The sequence below is a fragment of the Acinetobacter sp. YH01019 genome (assembly GCF_013420285.1).
GTDB classification, from domain to species: domain Bacteria; phylum Pseudomonadota; class Gammaproteobacteria; order Pseudomonadales; family Moraxellaceae; genus Acinetobacter; species Acinetobacter gandensis.
This window is the reverse complement of record NZ_VOYM01000005.1, coordinates 1-20,679: the sequence shown is the minus strand read 5'-3', so window position 1 is coordinate 20,679 and position 20,679 is coordinate 1. Positions and strand designations below refer to the sequence as shown.

At 37.5% G+C, this 20,679-nt stretch carries 21 protein-coding genes and 1 pseudogene; 8 read left to right on the top strand and 14 right to left on the bottom strand.

All coding sequences use genetic code 11. The annotated features are described in order from the left end of the window. Positions 1 to 28: 28 nt before the first annotated feature. The gene (locus tag FTT84_RS02355; RefSeq protein ID WP_180079814.1) at positions 29 to 1,909 is read left to right on the top strand and encodes an ATP-binding protein; all 1,881 of its coding nucleotides are present in this window, start codon (positions 29 to 31) and stop codon (positions 1,907 to 1,909) included. A gap of 122 nt (positions 1,910 to 2,031) precedes the next feature. Here FTT84_RS02355 and FTT84_RS02350 read toward each other — a convergent pair. The 7 genes and pseudogenes from FTT84_RS02350 to def all read right to left on the bottom strand — a co-directional run bounded on the left by FTT84_RS02350 (position 2,032) and on the right by def (position 8,713). Next, positions 2,032 to 2,358, bottom strand: a pseudogene (locus FTT84_RS02350) (endonuclease domain-containing protein). 92 nt (positions 2,359 to 2,450) lie between these two features. Then, positions 2,451 to 3,635, bottom strand: a complete 1,185-nt coding sequence (locus FTT84_RS02345; RefSeq protein WP_104492261.1) for a molecular chaperone DnaJ — start codon at positions 3,633 to 3,635, stop codon at positions 2,451 to 2,453. Between the two features lie 93 nt (positions 3,636 to 3,728). After that, positions 3,729 to 4,766 (bottom strand): molecular chaperone DnaJ, encoded by a 1,038-nt coding sequence (locus FTT84_RS02340; RefSeq protein WP_180079816.1) that lies wholly within the window; start codon positions 4,764 to 4,766, stop codon positions 3,729 to 3,731. A gap of 118 nt (positions 4,767 to 4,884) precedes the next feature. Further along, on the bottom strand, positions 4,885 to 6,159 hold the full coding sequence (locus FTT84_RS02335) for a glutaminase (protein WP_180079818.1): 1,275 nt from the start codon (positions 6,157 to 6,159) through the stop codon (positions 4,885 to 4,887). An 86-nt stretch (positions 6,160 to 6,245) separates the two neighbouring features. Beyond that, positions 6,246 to 6,689: a hypothetical protein gene (locus tag FTT84_RS02330; protein WP_180079820.1), complete on the bottom strand. Its 444-nt coding sequence runs from the start codon at positions 6,687 to 6,689 to the stop codon at positions 6,246 to 6,248. A gap of 55 nt (positions 6,690 to 6,744) precedes the next feature. Beyond that, positions 6,745 to 7,959, bottom strand: coding sequence for a GGDEF domain-containing protein (locus FTT84_RS02325; protein ID WP_081410305.1), 1,215 nt, complete (start codon positions 7,957 to 7,959; stop codon positions 6,745 to 6,747). Positions 7,960 to 8,233: 274 nt separating this feature from the next. Beyond that, positions 8,234 to 8,713, bottom strand: coding sequence for a peptide deformylase (gene def, locus FTT84_RS02320; RefSeq protein WP_067764436.1), 480 nt, complete (start codon positions 8,711 to 8,713; stop codon positions 8,234 to 8,236). A gap of 197 nt (positions 8,714 to 8,910) precedes the next feature. On the opposite strand from def, the gene FTT84_RS02315 reads away from it, so the two are divergent. The 3 genes from FTT84_RS02315 (at position 8,911) to FTT84_RS02305 (ending at position 12,406) form a co-directional block, all read left to right on the top strand. Then, the gene (locus FTT84_RS02315) at positions 8,911 to 9,591 is read left to right on the top strand and encodes a hypothetical protein (RefSeq protein WP_067764439.1); all 681 of its coding nucleotides are present in this window, start codon (positions 8,911 to 8,913) and stop codon (positions 9,589 to 9,591) included. A gap of 301 nt (positions 9,592 to 9,892) precedes the next feature. Continuing rightward, complete coding sequence (locus FTT84_RS02310; protein ID WP_180079822.1) at positions 9,893 to 10,966, top strand: GGDEF domain-containing protein; 1,074 nt, start codon at positions 9,893 to 9,895, stop codon at positions 10,964 to 10,966. Between the two features lie 165 nt (positions 10,967 to 11,131). Further along, positions 11,132 to 12,406: an MFS transporter gene (locus FTT84_RS02305; protein ID WP_067764445.1), complete on the top strand. Its 1,275-nt coding sequence runs from the start codon at positions 11,132 to 11,134 to the stop codon at positions 12,404 to 12,406. Between the two features lie 39 nt (positions 12,407 to 12,445). Here FTT84_RS02305 and FTT84_RS02300 read toward each other — a convergent pair whose 3' ends face one another. From FTT84_RS02300 to pnuC, 4 genes are all read right to left on the bottom strand, one after another. Further along, positions 12,446 to 12,958, bottom strand: coding sequence for a DUF2505 family protein (locus FTT84_RS02300; RefSeq protein ID WP_067764448.1), 513 nt, complete (start codon positions 12,956 to 12,958; stop codon positions 12,446 to 12,448). A gap of 166 nt (positions 12,959 to 13,124) precedes the next feature. Then, positions 13,125 to 13,427, bottom strand: coding sequence for a hypothetical protein (locus FTT84_RS02295; RefSeq protein WP_180079824.1), 303 nt, complete (start codon positions 13,425 to 13,427; stop codon positions 13,125 to 13,127). Positions 13,428 to 13,495: 68 nt separating this feature from the next. Beyond that, the gene (locus tag FTT84_RS02290) at positions 13,496 to 13,789 is read right to left on the bottom strand and encodes a hypothetical protein (protein ID WP_180057899.1); all 294 of its coding nucleotides are present in this window, start codon (positions 13,787 to 13,789) and stop codon (positions 13,496 to 13,498) included. Positions 13,790 to 13,896: 107 nt separating this feature from the next. Then, the gene (gene pnuC / locus FTT84_RS02285) at positions 13,897 to 14,481 is read right to left on the bottom strand and encodes a nicotinamide riboside transporter PnuC (RefSeq protein ID WP_180057901.1); all 585 of its coding nucleotides are present in this window, start codon (positions 14,479 to 14,481) and stop codon (positions 13,897 to 13,899) included. A 217-nt stretch (positions 14,482 to 14,698) separates the two neighbouring features. Between pnuC and FTT84_RS02280 the strand changes: the two genes are divergently transcribed. Genes FTT84_RS02280 through FTT84_RS02270 form a run of 3 tightly spaced genes read left to right on the top strand, consistent with a single transcriptional unit; the run spans position 14,699 to position 17,036 of the window. After that, entirely contained in the window at positions 14,699 to 15,484 is a 786-nt protein-coding gene (locus FTT84_RS02280; protein WP_180057903.1) for a crotonase/enoyl-CoA hydratase family protein, read from the top strand. Between the two features lie 52 nt (positions 15,485 to 15,536). Next, positions 15,537 to 16,436: an alpha/beta fold hydrolase gene (locus FTT84_RS02275; protein ID WP_180057905.1), complete on the top strand. Its 900-nt coding sequence runs from the start codon at positions 15,537 to 15,539 to the stop codon at positions 16,434 to 16,436. 36 nt (positions 16,437 to 16,472) lie between these two features. After that, positions 16,473 to 17,036 (top strand): TetR/AcrR family transcriptional regulator, encoded by a 564-nt coding sequence (locus FTT84_RS02270; RefSeq protein WP_180057907.1) that lies wholly within the window; start codon positions 16,473 to 16,475, stop codon positions 17,034 to 17,036. Here FTT84_RS02270 and FTT84_RS02265 read toward each other — a convergent pair. Continuing rightward, on the bottom strand, positions 17,018 to 17,506 hold the full coding sequence (locus tag FTT84_RS02265; protein WP_180057909.1) for a hypothetical protein: 489 nt from the start codon (positions 17,504 to 17,506) through the stop codon (positions 17,018 to 17,020). The genes FTT84_RS02270 and FTT84_RS02265 overlap by 19 nt on opposite strands. 435 nt (positions 17,507 to 17,941) lie before the next feature. Between FTT84_RS02265 and FTT84_RS02260 the strand changes: the two genes are divergently transcribed. Continuing rightward, on the top strand, positions 17,942 to 18,388 hold the full coding sequence (locus tag FTT84_RS02260) for a GNAT family N-acetyltransferase (protein WP_180057911.1): 447 nt from the start codon (positions 17,942 to 17,944) through the stop codon (positions 18,386 to 18,388). Between the two features lie 46 nt (positions 18,389 to 18,434). Here the strand turns inward: FTT84_RS02260 and FTT84_RS02255 are convergent, their stop codons facing one another. Further along, positions 18,435 to 20,360: a diguanylate cyclase gene (locus FTT84_RS02255; protein WP_180057918.1), complete on the bottom strand. Its 1,926-nt coding sequence runs from the start codon at positions 20,358 to 20,360 to the stop codon at positions 18,435 to 18,437. Positions 20,361 to 20,464: 104 nt separating this feature from the next. After that, the coding region (locus tag FTT84_RS02250; RefSeq protein ID WP_031991246.1) for a hypothetical protein at positions 20,465 to 20,679 on the bottom strand (215 nt) is incomplete at its 5' end.

Genomic DNA, 20,679 nt, shown 5'->3' with positions numbered 1-20,679 from the left:
GAGGGGATTTTTTAATTAAAGGATAAAAATGATTATTTCTAAATTATATATAAAAAATTTTAGGGGCTATAAAGAGCAAACTATATATTTGCATGACGATTTGAATGTGATTATCGGTAAAAATGATGTTGGTAAATCTACAATTTTAGAAGCATTAGAAATATTTTTTAATAATGATCTAGTTAAAATCGATATCAGTGATCTAAGTAAAAAAAGAGATCAAGAATCGGATACTGATATTACTATTCAGGTTTCATTTCAAGTCGCGCAAGGTAAATCCTATACAATCGATACAGTCCCAACATATCTTGCAAGTGAATATCTACTAGATTCTGACAAATACTTAACAATTAGAAAAGTCTGGAGTGCTTCAGCTCAAACTATCACAACAAAATCATTAAAAACATTTATTGTTGCAGACTATCCAAACGCTAAATTTTCAACACCGTTAGTAAGTAAAAAAATAACAGAGTTAAGAAAGGATTTAGCTATATTTGACAATTCACACGATACCTCATTAGTTAATAAAGCAAAAAGTAGTGCTATTAGACAGGCAATCTATACTTTCTCTAATGTTCAGTCCATAGATTTAATTGAAACCTTTATACCTATTGATGCTGAAGATGGTAAAAAGATTTACGAGGCAATAAAAAATGACTTTCCTCTATACTTCCTCTTTAAAGCTGATAGAGAAAATAAAGACTCAGATAGCGAAGTACAGAGCCCACTAAAAGTTATTACAAAATCAATTTTAGCAAACATGCAAACTCAGCTTGATGAATTAAAAGCTCAAGTTGTGACTGCTACTGAAGAAGTTGGACAAAGAACTATAACCAAACTAAGAGAAATGAATCCTGAGATAGCTGATGAACTAATACCAAATGTATCAACAAAAGCATGGGACACTCTTTTTTCATTTACATTCGAAGATGAAGCTGGAATACCAATTAATAAACGAGGAAGCGGTGTACGCAGGCTAATTCTTCTAAATTACTTCAGAGCTGAAGCTGAAAATAGACGAACAGATGATAGAACTGTAATTTATGCTTTAGAAGAACCAGAGACGGCACAGCATCCAGATTGGCAAATTATGCTTTATAAGGCATTAGTTGAACTATCTGGCAAGCCAAATACTCAAATTTTTATGACTACTCATAGTCCTAGTTTAGGGACATTGGTCCCATTATCAAACATTATTTTCCTTTATAAAGAAAATAATGAACTAAGAATTGAAACAAATGATGTAACAATTTTAGAAAGAGTTACTGAGTCTTTAGGTATTACACCAAATATTGAAATATCTAAAATTTATTCCGAAATAAAATTAATTATTTGTATGGAAGGTCCTACTGATATTGAATTTTTAAAAAATATTTCTATATCTTGTTTTAATTTTGACTTATCAAGTCATTCCAGTATTTTATTATTACCTTTAGGTGGTGGCAATTTAGAGCATTGGGTAACATTCAAATATTTAGATAAAGTAGCAAACATACCACAAATTCACATTTATGATCGCGATGTAAAAAAATATGGAAAGTTTATTCAGAAAATAAATCAAAATCCACTTCATAAAGCTTTTCAAACTCAGCTCTATGAAATAGAAAATTATATTCACCCTTCTCTTTATGTGCAGTGTTATGAATATTCGAACCCTTTTGTAGAATTATCAAATAATGATTGGAAAGTTAATTGGGGAAATATTGATATTCCCAAAAGTCTTAGCCAACATTTAAAACAATGTTACATAGATGGAGATAGTCACTTAAAAGAATACAGTTCAGAGCATATTAAGAAAAAATTAAATTATCAATTATCCAAAGTTGTGACTAAGGAGCTGCTCGAAGACATTAACGCTCATACTGAAATCGAGTCTTGGTTTCAATTAATTCAACAAAAAATTGCATAATTAATATCAATACTTCACCCTCTCCTAAAAGGAGAGCGTTAGGGAGAGGTGCTTTTAAATTTCTTTCATTATGAATTCCACCCTCACCCTAGCCCTCTCCCCGAGGGAGAGGGAATTTTCAATTATTGATTTACTTTCAGCTCAAGACACACATTCCACAAATCCTCCAACACCACATCCCTCCTATCCAACACATCATGATTCCAATACCGCACCACCGTTAAATTCAAAGCCTCTAAAAACTTGGTGCGTTCAGCATCATATTCAATCGCATCATCCATTCCATGCTGACCGCCATCTAGCTCAATCACCAAACCAATTTCATGGCAGTAAAAATCTACAATATAGGGCTGAATCACATGCTGACGACGAAATTTAAGATTCATAAATCGCTTGGCGCGTAGAAGTTACCACATCAGGTCTTCTGCATCGGTGGCAGAGTGGCGCATGGATTTGGCGAAGGCGAATAATCAGCGGGTTAAAGTGCATAAAAAAGCATCGTCAAAATGACGATGCTCTGAATGACAATCAATGCTAAAAATTACTCAAATGACCAACTAAATGCTCTGCTTTTCAGTAAAATTTTTAAGTAATCAAAATCCTTATAATCATTTAAACGCTTTTCATCTCTTAACAGTTTTGCTTGAATATCTGCTAAATCGCGTTGATATTTTTTTATCAAATCAACAGGTTTAAAACGCTGTTTGTAAAAACCAGACCCAATCCAATCAAATGAATAAATAATATCATCTATTTCAAATTGCAATTTCTCTACTTGCTCTTCCAACAATAAATTATAAGATTTCAAATGCTCATTCGCGATTTTTGTTGCCTGTTCCTGATCACCTTGCGCTGTAAAAACACGCAATTTCAAAAGAGTAAGCAAATCTTTTTCCTCTAATGCAGCATTTGCTTGCTGTAATAATTCGGTTTTTTCAATGCGCTTTTGTTCATCTTGCTCTCGATCAGGGTGAATTAAGGCAGCAATTTTTGAATAAATGCTTTTTAGAGATTGCCCTGCCATTTTTTTCGCTTCTTCAAGCTGTGTTTGCTTCTTTAAAATTTTCTTTTTTTCCTTTTCAGCAAACTTTTGATATTCATCACGCTCATCTTCATTAAGCTGATTTTGAATAAAATTTGCTTCTTCTCGATCTAATTTATCTTTTACTTTTTCCATAAACGCGTCGAGATTATTGAGATCCAAATCAAAGTCAAGCCAAGCTACGGGTACCCCGATTTGGTCTGCTATCATTTCTTTTATGGCTTGTTTTTGCATCATTTCATCAGCATCATGCGCTTGATGCGAATGATCATTTACATGAGAGCTGACTTCTTCAGCATCAGCACTTTCTTCTATCAGCTCATAATGTTGAGCAATGATAAGCGTCAACTCATGTTGTTGTTCAGAAAGATTCGGATTATTAAGCAGCTGACTCGCTAAAATTGAAATTTTTTCATCTAAACGCACTAAATATGTTTTTGCGATTTTATGCGTATTTTTATATTGCCAAAGCGTCTCTAATTGAGCGAACAAAACGTGGTGCCACTGACGATATACAGGTAATAGCTCATCTCTTGCATCCTCTTGAACTTGTTTTTGCGTTTGTTGCCAGTCCGCCAATACCATTTGTAATTGCTCAATTTTTTCAAGCAACCGATTAAACTTTTTTTGTTGTGCCGATAATTTTTCACTCGTTTGATAAATGCTTAAATCTAAATTGCTCATTCACTGACTTCAACGCTAATCTCAATTTCTGTAATATTTTAGCATAATGAATAGCATACAAACTTTTTGCTTAGTTCAAAAAAACTATATTCTTTACAAAACCCCATGCTCCAACAACATCTCCAATCCACTCTCTTTCCCCATATACATGAGTCTCTGCTTCTCTGCTTTAAGCTGTTGCTTCAACACCGATACATCCGCATCAATCTGTTTATACAACTGCTCAATATTCAGTTGCCCATTTGACTTACTTACTGCAATTTTGGCTTTATTTGACCAAACCAGTGAATCAATCAATTCTTGAATCTGTTTTTTTAATGCTTGGCTTTGTGCTTCTAAAGCCTGTTGGTAAAATTTCACCTGCTCTGTGCTTAAACCTTTATTTGAACCATTCTTGCTTTGTTCTACTTCAAGCTGAAGTTTCAATAAAAAGAATAAATCTTCCTGCTCGTATGCTTCATTAGCACGTTGGAGAAGTTCTGTTTTTTCTGCTTTTTTAGCTTCATCAGGCTCACGGTCAGGGTGAATAATCGAGGCTATTTTTAAATATACGGTTTTTAGTGATTGATTCACTAACTTTTCGGCTTGGGCTTGTTTTTCTTGCTGACGTTTTAATTTGGCTTGGTCACGTGCTTGTTGGTATTGGTCGCTATTCCAATCTTCATCAAAATTTTCATCTTCAACTTTTGAGTCTTTATTTTCAGGCTCGTCAAAAGAAGCCGAGTTTTTCTTCTTGGATTTTTTCTTATCGTAATTGTTCGCCTGATGATAATAGACATACATCTTCTCAACCTCATCCACCTGCTGTTGATTCAGCATACGAGAACCTTGCAGTAGACGAGTAAGGGCTTGGATTTTATCTTCAACAGTCGATGTATCAGTTTTGCTGAAACGGTATAAATTCAAGCTATTCCACAAGGTCTGCATTTGTTCATACAGCGTAGCGTATAGATCCCGATAGACAGGCATGAGTGCCTTTTGACTATAAGCACGAATCTCATCTTTAGCATTTTGCCAAGCAGCCAACAATAATTTTTGCTGTTCAATCTCATCAATTAAACGATTGAGCTTTTTATCGGGTGTGGCAGGCTCTAGTTGGGTTTGATGCGTGGTTTTTAAATCGAAAGACATACATGAAAACGTACAGCGAAAATATCATTATAGCTGAAAACACAGCCTCCCAAGCAGTGCTACATAATGTGTGTCGTGTCGTTCATGCAGCATCGATTGGATAATTAAAAAAAATCACTTAAGCAAAATGTTGTAAGTATTGTTCTAATTCCTCATGGCGTACAACATCATGTCCTGCATGGCTTCGGCCTTGTTGTAAGATTTGCTCAGAGTCAATCACGACAACGTCATGACCATCTGCAATCAAGCGATCTACACCTTCAAATAACATACGTTCACCGACATCATGGATCAAAGAAATATTAGTGAGATCAAGGACAATTTGAGTCGGTTCGACAGCTTCATTTTGCAGTATGCGCAATAACATTTCAGACTCCGTAAATTGCAGCACACCACGCAGCTCATACACCACAACTTGGTTATCAACGCCACAGGTATAACGACTTTGTACGATGGTCTGGGCGCTAGGCGTCCCCTCCATCAGGTGCAGCCCCATATCTTTAGACAATCGTTCAAAAATTTCCACGCCACGTACACTATTGCCGTGTTCGTCGAGTTTTGGGCTAAATACCGCAATACCCACCTGCCCCGGTAGCACACCCATGATGGCTCCTGCTACGCCACTTTTTGCAGGTATGCCAACTGTGCTCAGCCAGTCACCTGCAGCATCGTACATGCCACACGTCATCATTACACTCAGTACTTGCCGAACCACAGCACGGGACAATATCCGCTTGCCTGTTGCAGCCTGTACTCCGCCATTGGCCAATACACTGGTCATTTTCGCTAAATCTTTCACCGTGACTTTTATCGCACATTGTTGAATATAACCATGCACAATCTGTTCAGGGTCTTCATCCAAAGCACCGACAGTACGTAACATGTAGCCAATCGACATATTACGAAATGCGGTCTTTACTTCAGACGCATACACTGCGTCATCAAAACTCAGCTCACGCCCTGCCAACTCACTTAAAAACTGACGAAGCTTTTCTGCACGTGAAATGCCATCTTGATGCGGGAGTAAAGCATGCGTCGTGATTGCGCCCGAATTTATCATCGGATTCTTGGGCAGATTGGTATTTTTATCTAAGGCAATTTGGTTAAAGGCTTCGCCGGAGGGTTCAACCCCGACTTTTTTAAATACCACATCCAAACCTTGATGACGTATCGCCAAGGCATAAGCAAAAGGTTTAGACATCGATTGAATGGTAAATTCAACCTCATCATCTCCTGTTGAGTAAATCGTGCCATCTACCGTAGAAAGTGCCAATGCCAATTTGTTTGGGTCAGCCTGTGCAAGCTCTGGAATATAATCGGCAAGTGCACCTTTATGGTTTTGATCGCATGCAGCTAAAACATGCTGAAGATAATCTGGCACGGGTGTTTTCATTCTTTTGCCTATGTCTGTTATAAGTTCGGATGTACTTTTTTTTATACCAAATTCAGGCTCAGGCTTGATTCAAACTTACAATATTTCTATAAAGCCTTGGTACCTAACTCAATATAAACAATATTTAAATGATGCATCATCTCGCGAATGAATACGAAATAGATCAATAAGATAAAAGCATCTTGTGCTAACAGGTTTAGATAATATTCTTTGCGCTCAACCATTTGATTAAAAGCTGCTTCTAGCGCGATACGATCAATTATCTGACTATCGTCAAAAAACACATGACTTAAGGTTTTTAATTCAGCATCTTGGCTTATACCAATACGTTCAACACGATGCTCCAGTTTTAATTGTTCTAATATTTCTTCAATTGCATAGATGAGATATTCAATCGCTAAATCATCAAAATGAGCACGGCGAATACTTTTTTCCATCAACTGTTTTAAACCGATTTGAAAGACACCTTGCTGCTCGGTTGTATCAAACTGCAATTGGTTTGCAGCCAAATGAAATTGAATTGTTTGCATGGCTCATCTCACCCAAAGCTTAAACACGATTCATGGAGTCTAAATTTAGCTTAAGTTAGCTCATGTCAGTTGATGTTAGCTCATGAAAATGACGTACCTGGTTCCGCCCTTGTTGCTTGGCTAAATACAGTGCTTGATCGGCGAGTCGAGTGACTAATTCAGGTGATGTCCCCTCAACAGCAGTCGCGACACCAAAGCTAGCTGTTATTTTTAAACAATGTTGATTGGTTAAAATAATGTCTTCATCAAAAATGGCACGACGGCAACGTTCAGCAACCTCAATGGCTTGTTCTAAATTTTGATCTTTTAAAATTAAAATAAACTCTTCACCGCCAAAGCGCCCAACCACATCTTGCTTACGGGTACTGTCATTGAGTATCTGCGCAATCCTTTTTAATACCAAATCGCCCGCTTCATGCCCATATTGATCATTGATTTGTTTAAAATAATCCATATCCAATAACACGACTGCAAATTCTTGTTCGTATTCATGGGTAAGTTGATGCAATTCATGACTGACAAAGCGGCGGTTATAGACATTGGTCAGTCCATCGACACGACTTAAAGCTTCAATTTTTTGTTCCCGATGACGCCATTGCATCAGTAAGATTTGAAAAAACAAAGCACTGACCAGCAAGATCGGTAAATACAGCTCCGCCATACTGAGTAGCCAAAAGGAATTATCGTAAAAACTGGATTGGTTGAGTAAAGGACTAAATATCGGCGCATAGTCCAAACGATTTTGTGCCGTTAAATAACAGATTACACCAATAAAAATCGTAATTGGGAACATAATCACCAACATAATAATAGGGCGATAAAAGACCAATCCGACCAATAGTAAATTCACTGTGCCCGCCATGGTAGCTGGACTATAAATACCCACCATATAACCGCCATAAATCATGCCGAAGCCAAACAATACGGGGGCGAAATAACTAAAAAAGGTACGAAAAGGCTTATTCTTTTTAAACCAAAAACTCAGTGCTGCCAGCAAGGCAAACATGCTCAAAACCAATGACCCAATAAGAATCCGCATTTTTAATGCAGCTGGATCAAACCAAATGACATTTTCTGAATAGTAAAAATTGGCCACAGACCAACGCAGCACACTAAACTGTGCCAAAATGCCAAAAATAAGCAGCAGCCGGCCTTTATCATAATCCGACCAGTTAATAATTAAATTATCTGATTCAAATAGATAATGTTTGAGCTTATCCCAATACACCCACATTTTTTTGTAGATGCCATATCCAAGATACTTCCCCATTTTTTGTACTGTTTTCTGATTTTATTATGCGCTTAGTTATACCCATAAATGCGTATAAAAAGAAATGACCAAAATGATTTGTTACATGTAAAATAATGAAAAATTTGAGTTATTTTTAATCTATCGCTGTTAAATGCTCACTATGCCTCAGTTTCAAAGCAGCCCTAAAATTGGCTTAAAAAGTAAACTTTACAGTCATCTGTTCAGGTCAACTTTTTTCAAAATAGTGCTGCATATTTTGCTTACACAATATTCGTAAAACCATCACATCTACTTAAAGTCGTTCAGTAAATAAGATACCGTCTAAATGATCGACTTCATGCTGTACAATTCGTGCTGGAAAACCTTCTAGATGAATTTCAACAGGCTGTCCCTGTAAGTTTAAATATTGCACGGTAATTTTCTCAGCACGTGCCACTTGCCCCCGCGTATCCGGCACACTCAAACAGCCTTCCTCACCTAAAATCGTTTGCTCTGAACGCTTAGTAATTACTGGATTCAGCATGATAATTGGCTGCATTTCTGGTGCATCTGGATAACGTACATTCGGTCGAGAGGCCACAATAATCACGCGTTTAGAAACATAGACCTGAGGTGCTGCGATACCGACACCATTACGTTCTAACATGGTCGCTTGCATGCTTGCCGTTAAATGCTGAAGCCAATTACTATTCAACTCATGGATTTGTATTTCCCTCGCACGAATGCCAAGTATTGCTTCACCTAGTTGTGCAACTGCCATAATCTGCGACATGTTAGTTTCCTTTAATCTTTTATCTTTCGCTGAATCACATCTTAGTGATTATAGCTGGTAGAGCTATGCTTATTTATTCAAAAGTACATCGGTTATCTGAAAATTCTCAGGCACATGTAACTTCAAAAATTCATCGACAGAAGTAAAAACTTAATCATAATAAAAAGCGATACACCGTCATCTAACATGGACGTCCAATGATGCAATTCGTTCAAATTACTGTACTGATCCTGTGCTCTGTATTCATATTAAGTGCCTGTAAACCTACGCCCCAAAATGAACATGTTGCTCAGTCTAAAAGTGAACAGGTCCTTTCGTCTCAAGCTGCAGATTTATTGCAACGTTATGAAAGAACTTGGAACGACTATCTCAAACATCACGATCATTTACAGCTACAACAAGACCTGAATGCTTTACTGCTGGATATTCCACAAATTAGCGAAGATTATTCCGTTCTACATTTAAAATCACAAATATTGATGCAGTTGGGTCGCTTTCAAGATGCCTTAGAGGTGAACCGAAATTTGTTTCAATTGAAACCATCAGCAATAACATACAGTCAACAATGTTTAGTGCAGGAAATTCTTAAAGCTACGCCCAACGATATTCAGCAATGTTACCGTGAAGTTGTCAAACTGAATCAAGATGCATTGGCTCAGCTCCATCAAGATTCAAATGAGTATCAAGATGCTTTGTGGTTACATCAACTGTTTCAATATCAAGCAGGAGAGCATCAAGTCTTAGGTGATTTACAAAGATATGTACAACGTCAACCCGAGGCTTTACGTGGTAATTTACAGCTTGAATTAGACATGCGAACACAGCTTGAAGTACGGGCAGAATTACTCGAATCAATCCGCCAAAATGGACAATTTTAAGATGAAAATTCTATTTTTACTCAATCTAAAGTAAAGGCTCTAAATAATTGTTTTTAAAAAAATTAATATTGTTTGAAGTTTCACTTAATTCATTTTTATCATTGATTTTATCAATCTTTGTTATGAAAATTTTTCTTCAAATTTCCGATCAGTTACAAACTGTAACATAGGATTTAGTGCTAAGATTAATTTTGATTATTGCTGTATTTTTATACTATTTTTTATGCTTGTTCCTCAGCTGAATGCTTTTAGTCTGGTTACCCCATTATTTATGATCACTATGGGATTCGTGATTAGCATTATGCCTTTCATAAAGCACATCCCCGATTATTTGGTGCGTTATGGCTATTCTACTGCGCTCGCAGGAACAGCATTGTTAATGTATAGCATTATTCAGCCCACAGAAATTCCACGGATCTCGACAATAATTAGTGGTCTGCTTTTTTTTAGTGTGGCTTTGTTTGTGCAAGCTGTCAGCCTACGCTTAAAAGTAAAAATTTCGTGGTTGTTTATGCTGCTGATCATTGCGATCGGCATGTCAATCACTTTTTATTTTTCAATAATTGATGAGCAATATAGCTATCGCCTAAGTATGCTGGCCATCGTGCCTATTGCCTTATTTACTCATAATTTACCTGCATTGTATAAGGCACAGCTTAAGCATCGTCTTGACCGCTTGCTTCGCGTTTCAGTCGTCCTGCTTATTTTTGTGGTGATATTTCGCATCGGTTATTTAATGTTTGTCCTTGAACCGAGCAATGAAATTTTAGCGAACAATATGTTATTCGCTACATTGCAGTTATTAATTTTAGTCTTAAGTATTGCACTTGCAGCCTTACTTATTAGCTGTGCTATTCAAGATATTTATCAAAAATTAAAACGTGAAAGCCGTATTGACCCTTTAACTGGCTTGCTTAATCGAAGGGCTTTTCAAGAAAAAATTCAACAGCGACAACAACGTTCATCCCCTTCTCAGCATGCTGTTATTGTCTGTGATATCGACCATTTCAAACACATTAATGATAACTATGGGCACAAAATTGGTGACATAGCCCTCAAGAAAGTTGCAGATATTTTAAGAAAATCTTTACGTAAACAAGATGAAATTTCTCGTATTGGTGGCGAAGAGTTTTTAATCCTGTTACATGACATTGACCGTGATACAGCGCTATTAGTGGTGGAGCGTATGCGTCATCACATTGAACAGTCAGTCATGAATATTCAAAATCAAAAAATAAAGATAACAATCAGTTTTGGTATCAGCTTTTTTCAAGACTATGCACAAATTCATGAATCAATTCAGCATGCAGATTTGTTACTTTATCAGTCCAAAAGGTATGGGCGAAATCAAGTACAGTGGCAGTTAAGCCCTTAAAATACACACTTCTAAGTTTTGGAATTGTTCATAGGTATTAAAAATTCGACATAATATAATTGTCATAAAAATTAGTTTGTTATCATTCAAAAAAGTTTGATTATTCATCAAAAATACAAATCACTAAAATCATAAAACTGCATATTTGCTACTGGATTTTTTTGCATGGAAGCACAGACTCGTCTCACCCCACAAGATAAACGCACACTTGGACTATCCTCACTCGGTGGCGCATTAGAGTTCTATGATTTTGTCATCTATGTGTTTTACGCCAAAATCATTTCTGAGTTATTTTTCCCCACGGGCTTAAGTCCATTTTGGGCCATGCTAAATACTTATGGGATTTTTGCGGCGGGCTATTTTTTCCGCCCTTTGGGTGGTGTCGTCATGGCACACTTTGGTGATCTGGTTGGACGTAAGCGTTTGTTTAGTTTGTCCATTTTACTTATGGCACTTCCAACATTAATGATCGGCATTATGCCAACCTTTGAAACGATAGGTTATGCTGCACCTCTACTACTGTTACTCATGCGCGTTATTCAAGGCATTGCTATTGGTGGAGAAATTCCTGCTGCGTGGACTTTTGTATCAGAACATGTACCTGAAGGTAAAATTGGTATTGCCAATGGCTTACTGACCGCAGGACTGTCACTGGGCATCTTATTGGGCGCCTTAATGTCACTGTTCATTTCTTTAAAATTTAGTGAAACTGAAATACATGATTGGGCGTGGCGAATTCCCTTCATTGTCGGCGGGATTTTCGGTTTCGTGGCATTGTATTTACGTAGTTATTTAAAAGAAACGCCTGTGTTCAAAGCCATGCAAGAAAAAAAGCAATTGGCGAAAGAACTACCTGTAAAACAAGTATTGCAACAACATAAAACTGGTGTTGTGATTGGTATGTTGTTTACTTGGTTCTTGACGGGCTGTGTGGTGGTGTTGATTCTCGCTATGCCAAATTTGCTGACGGGTGCTTTTGGTTTTGAACGTGCCGATGCCTTTAAAATGCAAAGTGCTGCAATTGTCATGCAGATGCTCGGCTGTATCTTGGCAGGCTTATTGGCTGACCGCTTCGGTGCAGGAAAAGTGATGTTGTTTGGATCATTACTCGTTGCGATTATTGCTGGCGTCTTTTACAACAGCTTAGGTCATGTTGCAGCTTCTACGATATTCATACTGTATATGCTTTTAGGTTTAGCGTCTGGCACTGTCGGTATGGTGTCTTACAGCATGGTTAAAATGTTCCCAGCCCAAATTCGTTTCTCTGGCATTTCGTTTTCCTACAACCTTGCATACGCTATTGCTGGGGGTATTACGCTTCCTTTAGTCCAATGGCTCAGCCTATATAGCAACATCGGTGCTTTATATTATGTCTGGACAGTGTGTGTAGTGACGTTCTTCACGGCCATGCTGTATCGCAACAAATTTGAAAAAGCTTAAATTTTAGCGCATAAAAAAGCGGCATACATGCCGCTTTTTTTAATCAAAACGCTGTTCACTCTTAAAGATTTTACGTAATTCGTCTTCTACAATTTCAATTTCAAGCTGACTAAAGCGACGAATTTCGCCTTCAGCATGTTTCTCTAACATCCCACCAATCAAAGGAACTTTTACTTTGACTGTCCAATCTAAGTTAAAACTTACTTGTGTTGCATCACCGGAAACACGGCGTTTACAACTTGCAGCCAAAGGTAAATTTGGATCTAAAATTACATCAGACGTTAAAGCAGCCAAATCACTGATGTCTGTGCGCTGTAAACGAAAAGCATCTTTTAAAAATTTTTTCGCAATATCTGGAATATTTACGTCTAAACTGTATTCACGTTTAAGCGTATAGATGTCACCCACTTTTTTAGATTCAAGTATTTCTAAATTTTCTCCAGGAATTCGTCTACAAACTGCCTCATGTAAACGGGTGTCTGCTGCTAGTCTTTTAAAATCCTCTAAAGAGACACCATGAATTGTGGCATTCACTGTAAATTGATGCGCCATTCGCATAATCCTTAAAAATAATTTTGGTTTTATTGTTTTATTTCGCTTACATCCAAAGCGAAAATCGAGAATATATGGATTTAATCGAAAACAAAAGTGACTGTCATTGACTGAAAAATAAGAAGCGCTCACCAATTTGCCAATCTTAAAGATTAGATCAAAATATTTAAATTTTAGAGACAAAAACTTGCCCCTCTAAGTCCTTATACTCCATTTCAAAACACCAAGCTGCATCAATATTGAGATACATACCTGCATAGGACAACTTCACATACCAATGACCAAAATCCAAGCCACCTATATCAAAACTGGCTTGTTTGGGTAATTGATTGAGCAGCCCAGCATTCAATAATCCATCAGGCTGCATCGATGTACAATGCTCACCATAATGATGAAACAACTGAAAACAGATATGATTAAAACGCTGCTGCTGGAAACTTTTTAAATCAAGTATGAAAAGTTCTGTCATCTTTATTCTTCTTATATTAAGGTGTTTGTGCATGTCTATGCTGTGTATTTCCTCTACACAATGGGACATTAGCCGAGCCGGTGTTCATGACCAAAACGATCGTGATGTACCAGTTTGATGTGTTGAGCATAATCAATCATCAAGCTCTGTTCCCGAAAACTGACGTAAATACAATACTCCTCAGTCCCATCATCTAAGCCACTGACTTGACAATGTGTCCCTTTGGGAAATTGGTTGAGCCACTCTGCTGCATATACATCTGCAATTTGCTCAAACTGAAAATAATGCATAGGATCACGCATGAATTTTTCTACCTGTTGGTCAAACCGCAGGCATTGTTCATGATAAAAATCAATGATCATGGGTTATTTCCCTCAGTTATCACAACAGAATATTTTCCAAAGCCTTTTCTTTGTAACGACATCTTCTACGAATAATGAATAGATTAAAAACTTACTGATTCTACCCATCAAAGCCCAGTGATAGCATGCTGTTGTTGTTTGTTTTTGACTTGTGTCCATTGCCACCAACCAAATGCGGCAAGTCCAACAAAGGCAGCATACAAGCCTGCGGTTAAAAATAAATCTTTATAGATAAACATGCCAACATACACGATATCGACAAATACCCAGAGCACCCACGTCGCAATATGCTTACGACTGGTCCAATAGGTCGCCAATAAACTAAATGCCGCCAGTTGAGCATCTAATAAAGGCACTGCTGCATCGGTAAAATACTTTAAACTTAGACCAAAAATTAACCCAGCCACGGCTGCCATTGCCATTTGCATAATGACCAGTTTTGTCGCAATAGGCTCTATTCGAATATCATGGTCTTGCTGCTTACCTTTTAACCAATGGTAAAAGCCATAAAAATTCACTACAACAAAGAAAAACTGCAAAATAGTTTCGCCATACAACTTATAGGTATAGAACAGATAGGCATATAGCAAGAATGCAGCAAAATTAAACCACCAGCACAGCATATTTCGCTTAATAGTCAAGCTAACACCAATAATACTAATAATCACCGCAAAAATTTCTAAGTTTGACATGCTAAAAGCTGCCCTGAATAAGCTGCTGCTATTATGAAAAAAACCGTGTCAAAGGCAAGTAAAATCCGCAAAATTTCACCAATGCTGAATAGCGTATGTTCTACGATTTTTACACCTTAAACCTGAATTTTGAAATTTTTCAAATATGAACGCTAGAGTTTTGACAGTTTTCTAACAATCGTTTAAAAACATATAAAACGAATAAGGAATAATCAAAATGTCAGAACTACAGGGGCGTGTTAGTCGTGAAGTACGTGGTCATCTTTTTCTCATTGGTTTAGACCGAGTAAATAAAAGAAATGCTTTCGATAGTCATATGATTCAAGACTTGTCCTTAGCCCTCACAGAATACGAAGACCAAGCAGAACTTCGCTGTGCTGTGATTTTTGCACATGGCGATCATTTCACTGCTGGTCTCGACTTAGTCGAACTACAACCCAAGCTCAGCACTGGTGTGTTTGATTTTCCTGAGACGCAAATCAACCCTTGGGGAACAACATCAAGACAACGTAAAAAACCCGTAGTGGTCGCTGTTCAAGGCTTTTGCTTTACGGCTGGAATCGAATTGATGTTGAATGCTGACGTGGTTGTCGCCCATAAAAATACCCAATTCGCACAAATGGAAGTTCAACGTGGCATTCTGCCTTTTGGTGGCGCGACAGTCCGTTTTGTACAAGCTGCCGGCTGGAATAAAGCCATGCGTTATCTACTCACAGGTGATAGTTTCGACGCACAAACCGCTTATGACATGAATTTAGTAACCGAACTAACTGAACAATCGAGTTTAGAACGTGCTTTAGTTCTAGCCCAGGCCATCGCTCAAGCAGCACCACTCGCAGTGCAAGCAACTTTAGCATCTGCTCAACAAGCCGTTACACAGGGAACTGATACGGCCTTTAAACAGTTAAATCAACACTTACAGCCCTTACTCCATACCCATGATGTGCAAGAAGGTGTACTCGCCATGCTGGAACGTAGAAGTGCCGACTTTAAAGGTGAATAGTACCTTAATAGTTTCAAGCCATATTGATCATAAAAATAAGAGAATGAAGAAAATGATGTCCACAGCCCAACTTAGCAGCATTCAAAAAAGCACCAGTCAACACGTTCAGTTTTCAGCAACAGATGGCTACACACTTGCAGGGATTCAATACACACCAGCCCTCCAAATCAAAGCACAAATCGTGGTGTCGAGTGCTACAGGTGTGCCACAACAATTTTACCGTCGTTTTGCTGAATATGCAGCCGCGCTCGGTTATCAAGTGCTGACCTTTGACTATCGTGGCATTGGACAATCTGCACCTCAACATTTGAAGGGCTTTGAAATGTCCTATCTAGATTGGGGCAAATTTGATCTTTCAGGTGCAATTGAGTTTGTGCAACATGCTGGACTTAAAACTTTTGTAGTAGGACATTCCTATGGTGGACAAGCTCTAGGACTCACCTCAAACCACCAACGCGTCAGTGCCATGTACTGTTTTGGCACAGGTGCAGGTTGGCATGGATATATGCCTTTTAAAGAGAAGATGAAAGTGCATGTAATGTGGAACATCGTTTTCCCACCCATGGTCGCAGTTAAAGGCTATCTCCCTTGGAGTAAACTCAATATGGGTGCAGACTTACCTGTCGATGTTTATAAGCAGTGGCGTAGATGGTGTAAAAATCCAACTTATTTTTTTGCTGACCCTGATCAGCCCGAATTAAAAACCCTATATGCGCAAGTCAAAACCCCTATATATGCAGTTGCCGCATTAGATGATGATTGGGCACTTCCAAACTCACGTCATGCCTTTATGCAACATTACCGTCAAGCACCTATGCACTATCAAAATATTGAAGCACAAAATTATGGGCTTAAAAGCATTGGACATATGGGCTATTTTCGACAAGGTGCTGAGCCCATTTGGGATGAGGTCTTAATGACGTTTGATCGCTATATTGCAGATGAAACCTAGTTACGATGCTGCTTATTACAATGCGGGAGTATCTGCATGAGACCGCGTAAGTCCTCTACTGAACAAGTGCTGATTCGCTCAGCACAATGTTTTAAAAGCTATGGCTATACCGCATGCAGTATGGGAAAACTTGCGGAAGCATGTGACGTATCCAAAGCAGCTTTTTATTATGATTATCCAAGTAAAGATGCCCTGCTCATGGATATTTTAAACATGACCCATCTGCATTTAAATGAACAAATCTTTAATACTTTAACCCAAAAAACCGCTCAACCACAGCAACAATTCACCATGGCGCATCAACGAGCTGTTGAATTTTTCAGCTACGGTGAAATGGGATGTTTGGTGGGAATTCTAAGTACAGAACGTCATCTACTCAGTACTGACTTGGTGACAAAGTTACAGCTCATTTTCCACGATTGGCAAAATGCCTTTGAAGCTTTTTTTAAGTTTTATTTAGATGAAGCCACAGCCCAAAAACTGGCCAAAATCAGTTTGGCTGACTATGAAGGCGCAATTTTAATGGCACGATTGAAGCAAGATTCAAGCTACTTAGATTTGGTATTGGAACGGATTTTAGCTCAACTGGCAGTTTCTTGAACTTTATATTCAAGCTTATGTTCTTCACCAAAACGATCCACATGAGTATAAAACTCGCCATAGCGCCCTAAATAATATTCAAGCGATTGATTATAAAAGTTCCAATAAATTGACCATTCGCCCAGATCAAGCTGACGAATTTGTGTTTTACAATTGACTGGCATTTTTCTTAAAAAATCAGCCTGTAATTGTTCCGCTGCGGCTTGCGAATCTAAAACATATTTTTGTTGAAAAAAAAGTGCTGCAATATCATCAAACAATTGTTGTTCATATTCGTCCACTTCTACCGTTTCATCCACTTCACGCATTACTTCTGAAACCGAAATTTTAGACGTACTTTTAGAGCGTTTAGGAGCTTGATATCGTGTGTAACCTTGACGATAGCGCTCTGTTTTATAGATTTTTTTAGCGACAATCCCAATACCGCAAAGGGCAATAAAGATACAAAGAAATATTAAAAAAGTGACCATAATCTCAACTCACTGAAGTTAAACACTCAGTATTTAGATATTTTCATTTTTAAATATAACGCAGAATATGCTGCAAACTTCACTAAAATTGCCAACAAATTGGCAAAAACTGCATTTTCAGACCAAAATATTATTTCAAGTTATTACAATGCTTAACCAATTCATCGATATACACAAGGCAATAAATAAAAAAATTTGAGAAAATTGTATTAAATACAATTTCTGTATCATCAATCGTAGTATTGGAATCGATTAGAAATTAAAGAGAAATAAATATACATTTGTAAATTTTGCAACAATTTTGAAATAAAACTTAAACCTAAATAGGCAAATGCTTCAATAAGGACATAAAAAGCAACAATAAGCCTATTTAAGCCAAGGGCATTATCTTCTGAAATGTCAGGCTGTTGAAGTTTATATAAAAAGAACAACCTTATGATTCGAGAGGCACAAATCCAGGACATTCCTGAAATTATTCAGGTCATTCACAACAGTATTCGTTCATGTATCCAGGACCATCAACGAAATGAAAGCGTTATTCAAACATGGCTAGAACAAGCCAATCATGCCAACATCATGTTATGGATGCTGTATAACGATAGTTGGGTATATATCAGTCATGACCGCGTTGTTGGTTTTATTTTAGTGAGCGATAAAGGTGAAATACTACTCAACTATATTTGCCCTGAATGCCAAAATCGAGGTATTGGCACTGCGCTTTTAATGAATATGATGAAATGCTTTCGTCAAAAAAATATCAATGAAATTCATCTGCAAAGTACCCATACTGCACTGCCCTTTTACCAAAAATATGGTTTCGAACCGACTCTTGGCGTATTGCAAGAACCGACACCTTTAAAATTAAGCAAGCAATTATGTTAATGCGAAGCGATATTAAAAAGCCTATCTCGTTATCAAATTATTCTTTTTAGTGTAAAGACGCTCTATCAGATGAATCTACTTGAGGTTGAAGCTGATCTCGACCAGCTTGTTTTGCGGCATAGAGACAAGTATCCGCTGCTTTCATCAACTCATGAATATTATCAAAATCATGCTGACGATCCATCCAGGCCATCCCCATACTTAAAGTGACATAGGTTTTTTCATCCCCTCGATTAATATGTTGCATATTTTCCTGACGAACAGCCTCAAGTACCATTTCAAGTTGTTCTTTGGCTATGGCATAAGGCACATCATTCATTAATATCGCAAACTCCTCTCCCCCATAACGAGCGATATACGCAGAGTCAGGCAATGTGTCGCGCATAATCTGTACCAGTTTTTGTAAAACTGTATCGCCTTTTAGATGCCCATAATGATCATTATAGTTTTTAAAATAATCCACATCTAACATGGCAAAGGTTAAGGTACGATGGCTATGAAAACGTATTTCGCTAAATAAACACTGAATTTCTGCATTTAAAGCACGACGGTTATAAGCACCAGTAAGTGCATCGATGCGCACTTGTAATTCAAGCTTCTCATTTAAAGTATTTAACTGTGCTGTACGTTCACGTACTTTTTGGTCTAATGAACTATTTAGTTCTAATAGCCTGTTATTGAGCTGCTCTGTGTTTAAGGTTTGCTGTGCATAATGTCGTGACTGCTGAAACATAATGAGTAAGGCATATAAGCTGGTCGATATAAATGATAAATTCATCGAATCAATTAAATTCATCATGAATAAGAAGTCATTCAAAAAGGTAATACATAGAAATATCACTGCAAATAAATTTAATCGTGAATATTGTTCTTTCTTTTTTATGGTTAGATAAAAGCCATAAGCAAAATTGAGTAATACTGGCAAAACATAAGCAAAGCTATAGGTCGCTAATGGCTGAAAAATTTCTGGAACTGAAACCAAAGTCACTGAAATATTGAGCGACAAAAGCAGCATCGCAATTTGATAGTTCAAACTAAATAAGTAGCGATGGCTAAGTAAATGGATATAACTTAAAAAGAAAATTGATGCGAGATAAGTAAATAGATACTCAAAGCGTGTGCCCCACAACCAATTAATATCGGTAAAAACCGTATAGGCATAAGGTGCTGAAAATAAATTATGTAAGGCTAAAAAAACAATAAATAAGCCAAAAACGAAATTACTGCGACTATTACGTCCACGTAAACCGCGAAACACCGAAAACACCGAAAACACCGAAAACACCGAAAACACCGAAAACAAAATGGTAAACAGTCCTACACCGAGTACTGCCCCCGAGACCATCGCAATGCTCATCATTTGCTGTTGGAACTGACGGTTAACCGTTCGGGCTAAACCAATCCGCATCGGATTTTCAAAACCGCCATGCAGCGTATTAAAGCTAGAGGCTTGGATGGTTAAGGTAAAATATTCATCTTGTGCAACAAAGTAGGCGATTCGTGGCGCATTTTCTGTTTTTTGTTCACTTTCACTTGTACTGACTTCCCCTAAGCGCACAAGTACGTCGCCGTTTAGGTACACACGATAAGCACCATATTGGTTAGGAATCAATATCGCTATACGACGTCCAATAAACACTTTAGGGATTTTAAAATGGCCAGTAAACGTACCGAAGCCTTTATTTTCACCTGTTAATTCTTTAAATGAAGCAGGTAAAACCACGGATTTACCCATCAATACTGAACTTGATTCAGTTAATAATTGATTGGGATAAAATAACCAATGGCCATGTAATAATGTACTGGTATCTTCAGTAAATGTGACCGAGTTAACATCTTTTTGATGTTCTAAATAAAAAGACTCTGGTGCTGTTTCATATTGCGCCTGTGCAGGCGATAGCCCCAAGGTGAGGCTTAATAATATAAGCGTAAATGCCCAGAACAGACTGGTGCGATGCAAATGAAAAAGCAACGTATCAAAATCCTGTGCATAGCGTCGAGTATTTATTCTAATCTACGCATAAAAATAGAAATCACCAAATACTATTTTATCTAATTGATCATTACATGGCGAATTCAAACATGAGGTGCGACAGTTTGAAAAGTCTTATGATAATCAACAAGCTGAGCAAATTTCTCTAATGGTGTAAGCCAATCTAACGCTTTTCTAGGACGAGTATTCAGTGACATGGCAACTTGATTTAAATAATGCTGATCTGCCTGATTTAAATCAATCCCTTTAGGTAAATATTGCCTAATTAAACCATTCATATTTTCGCATGTGCCTTTTT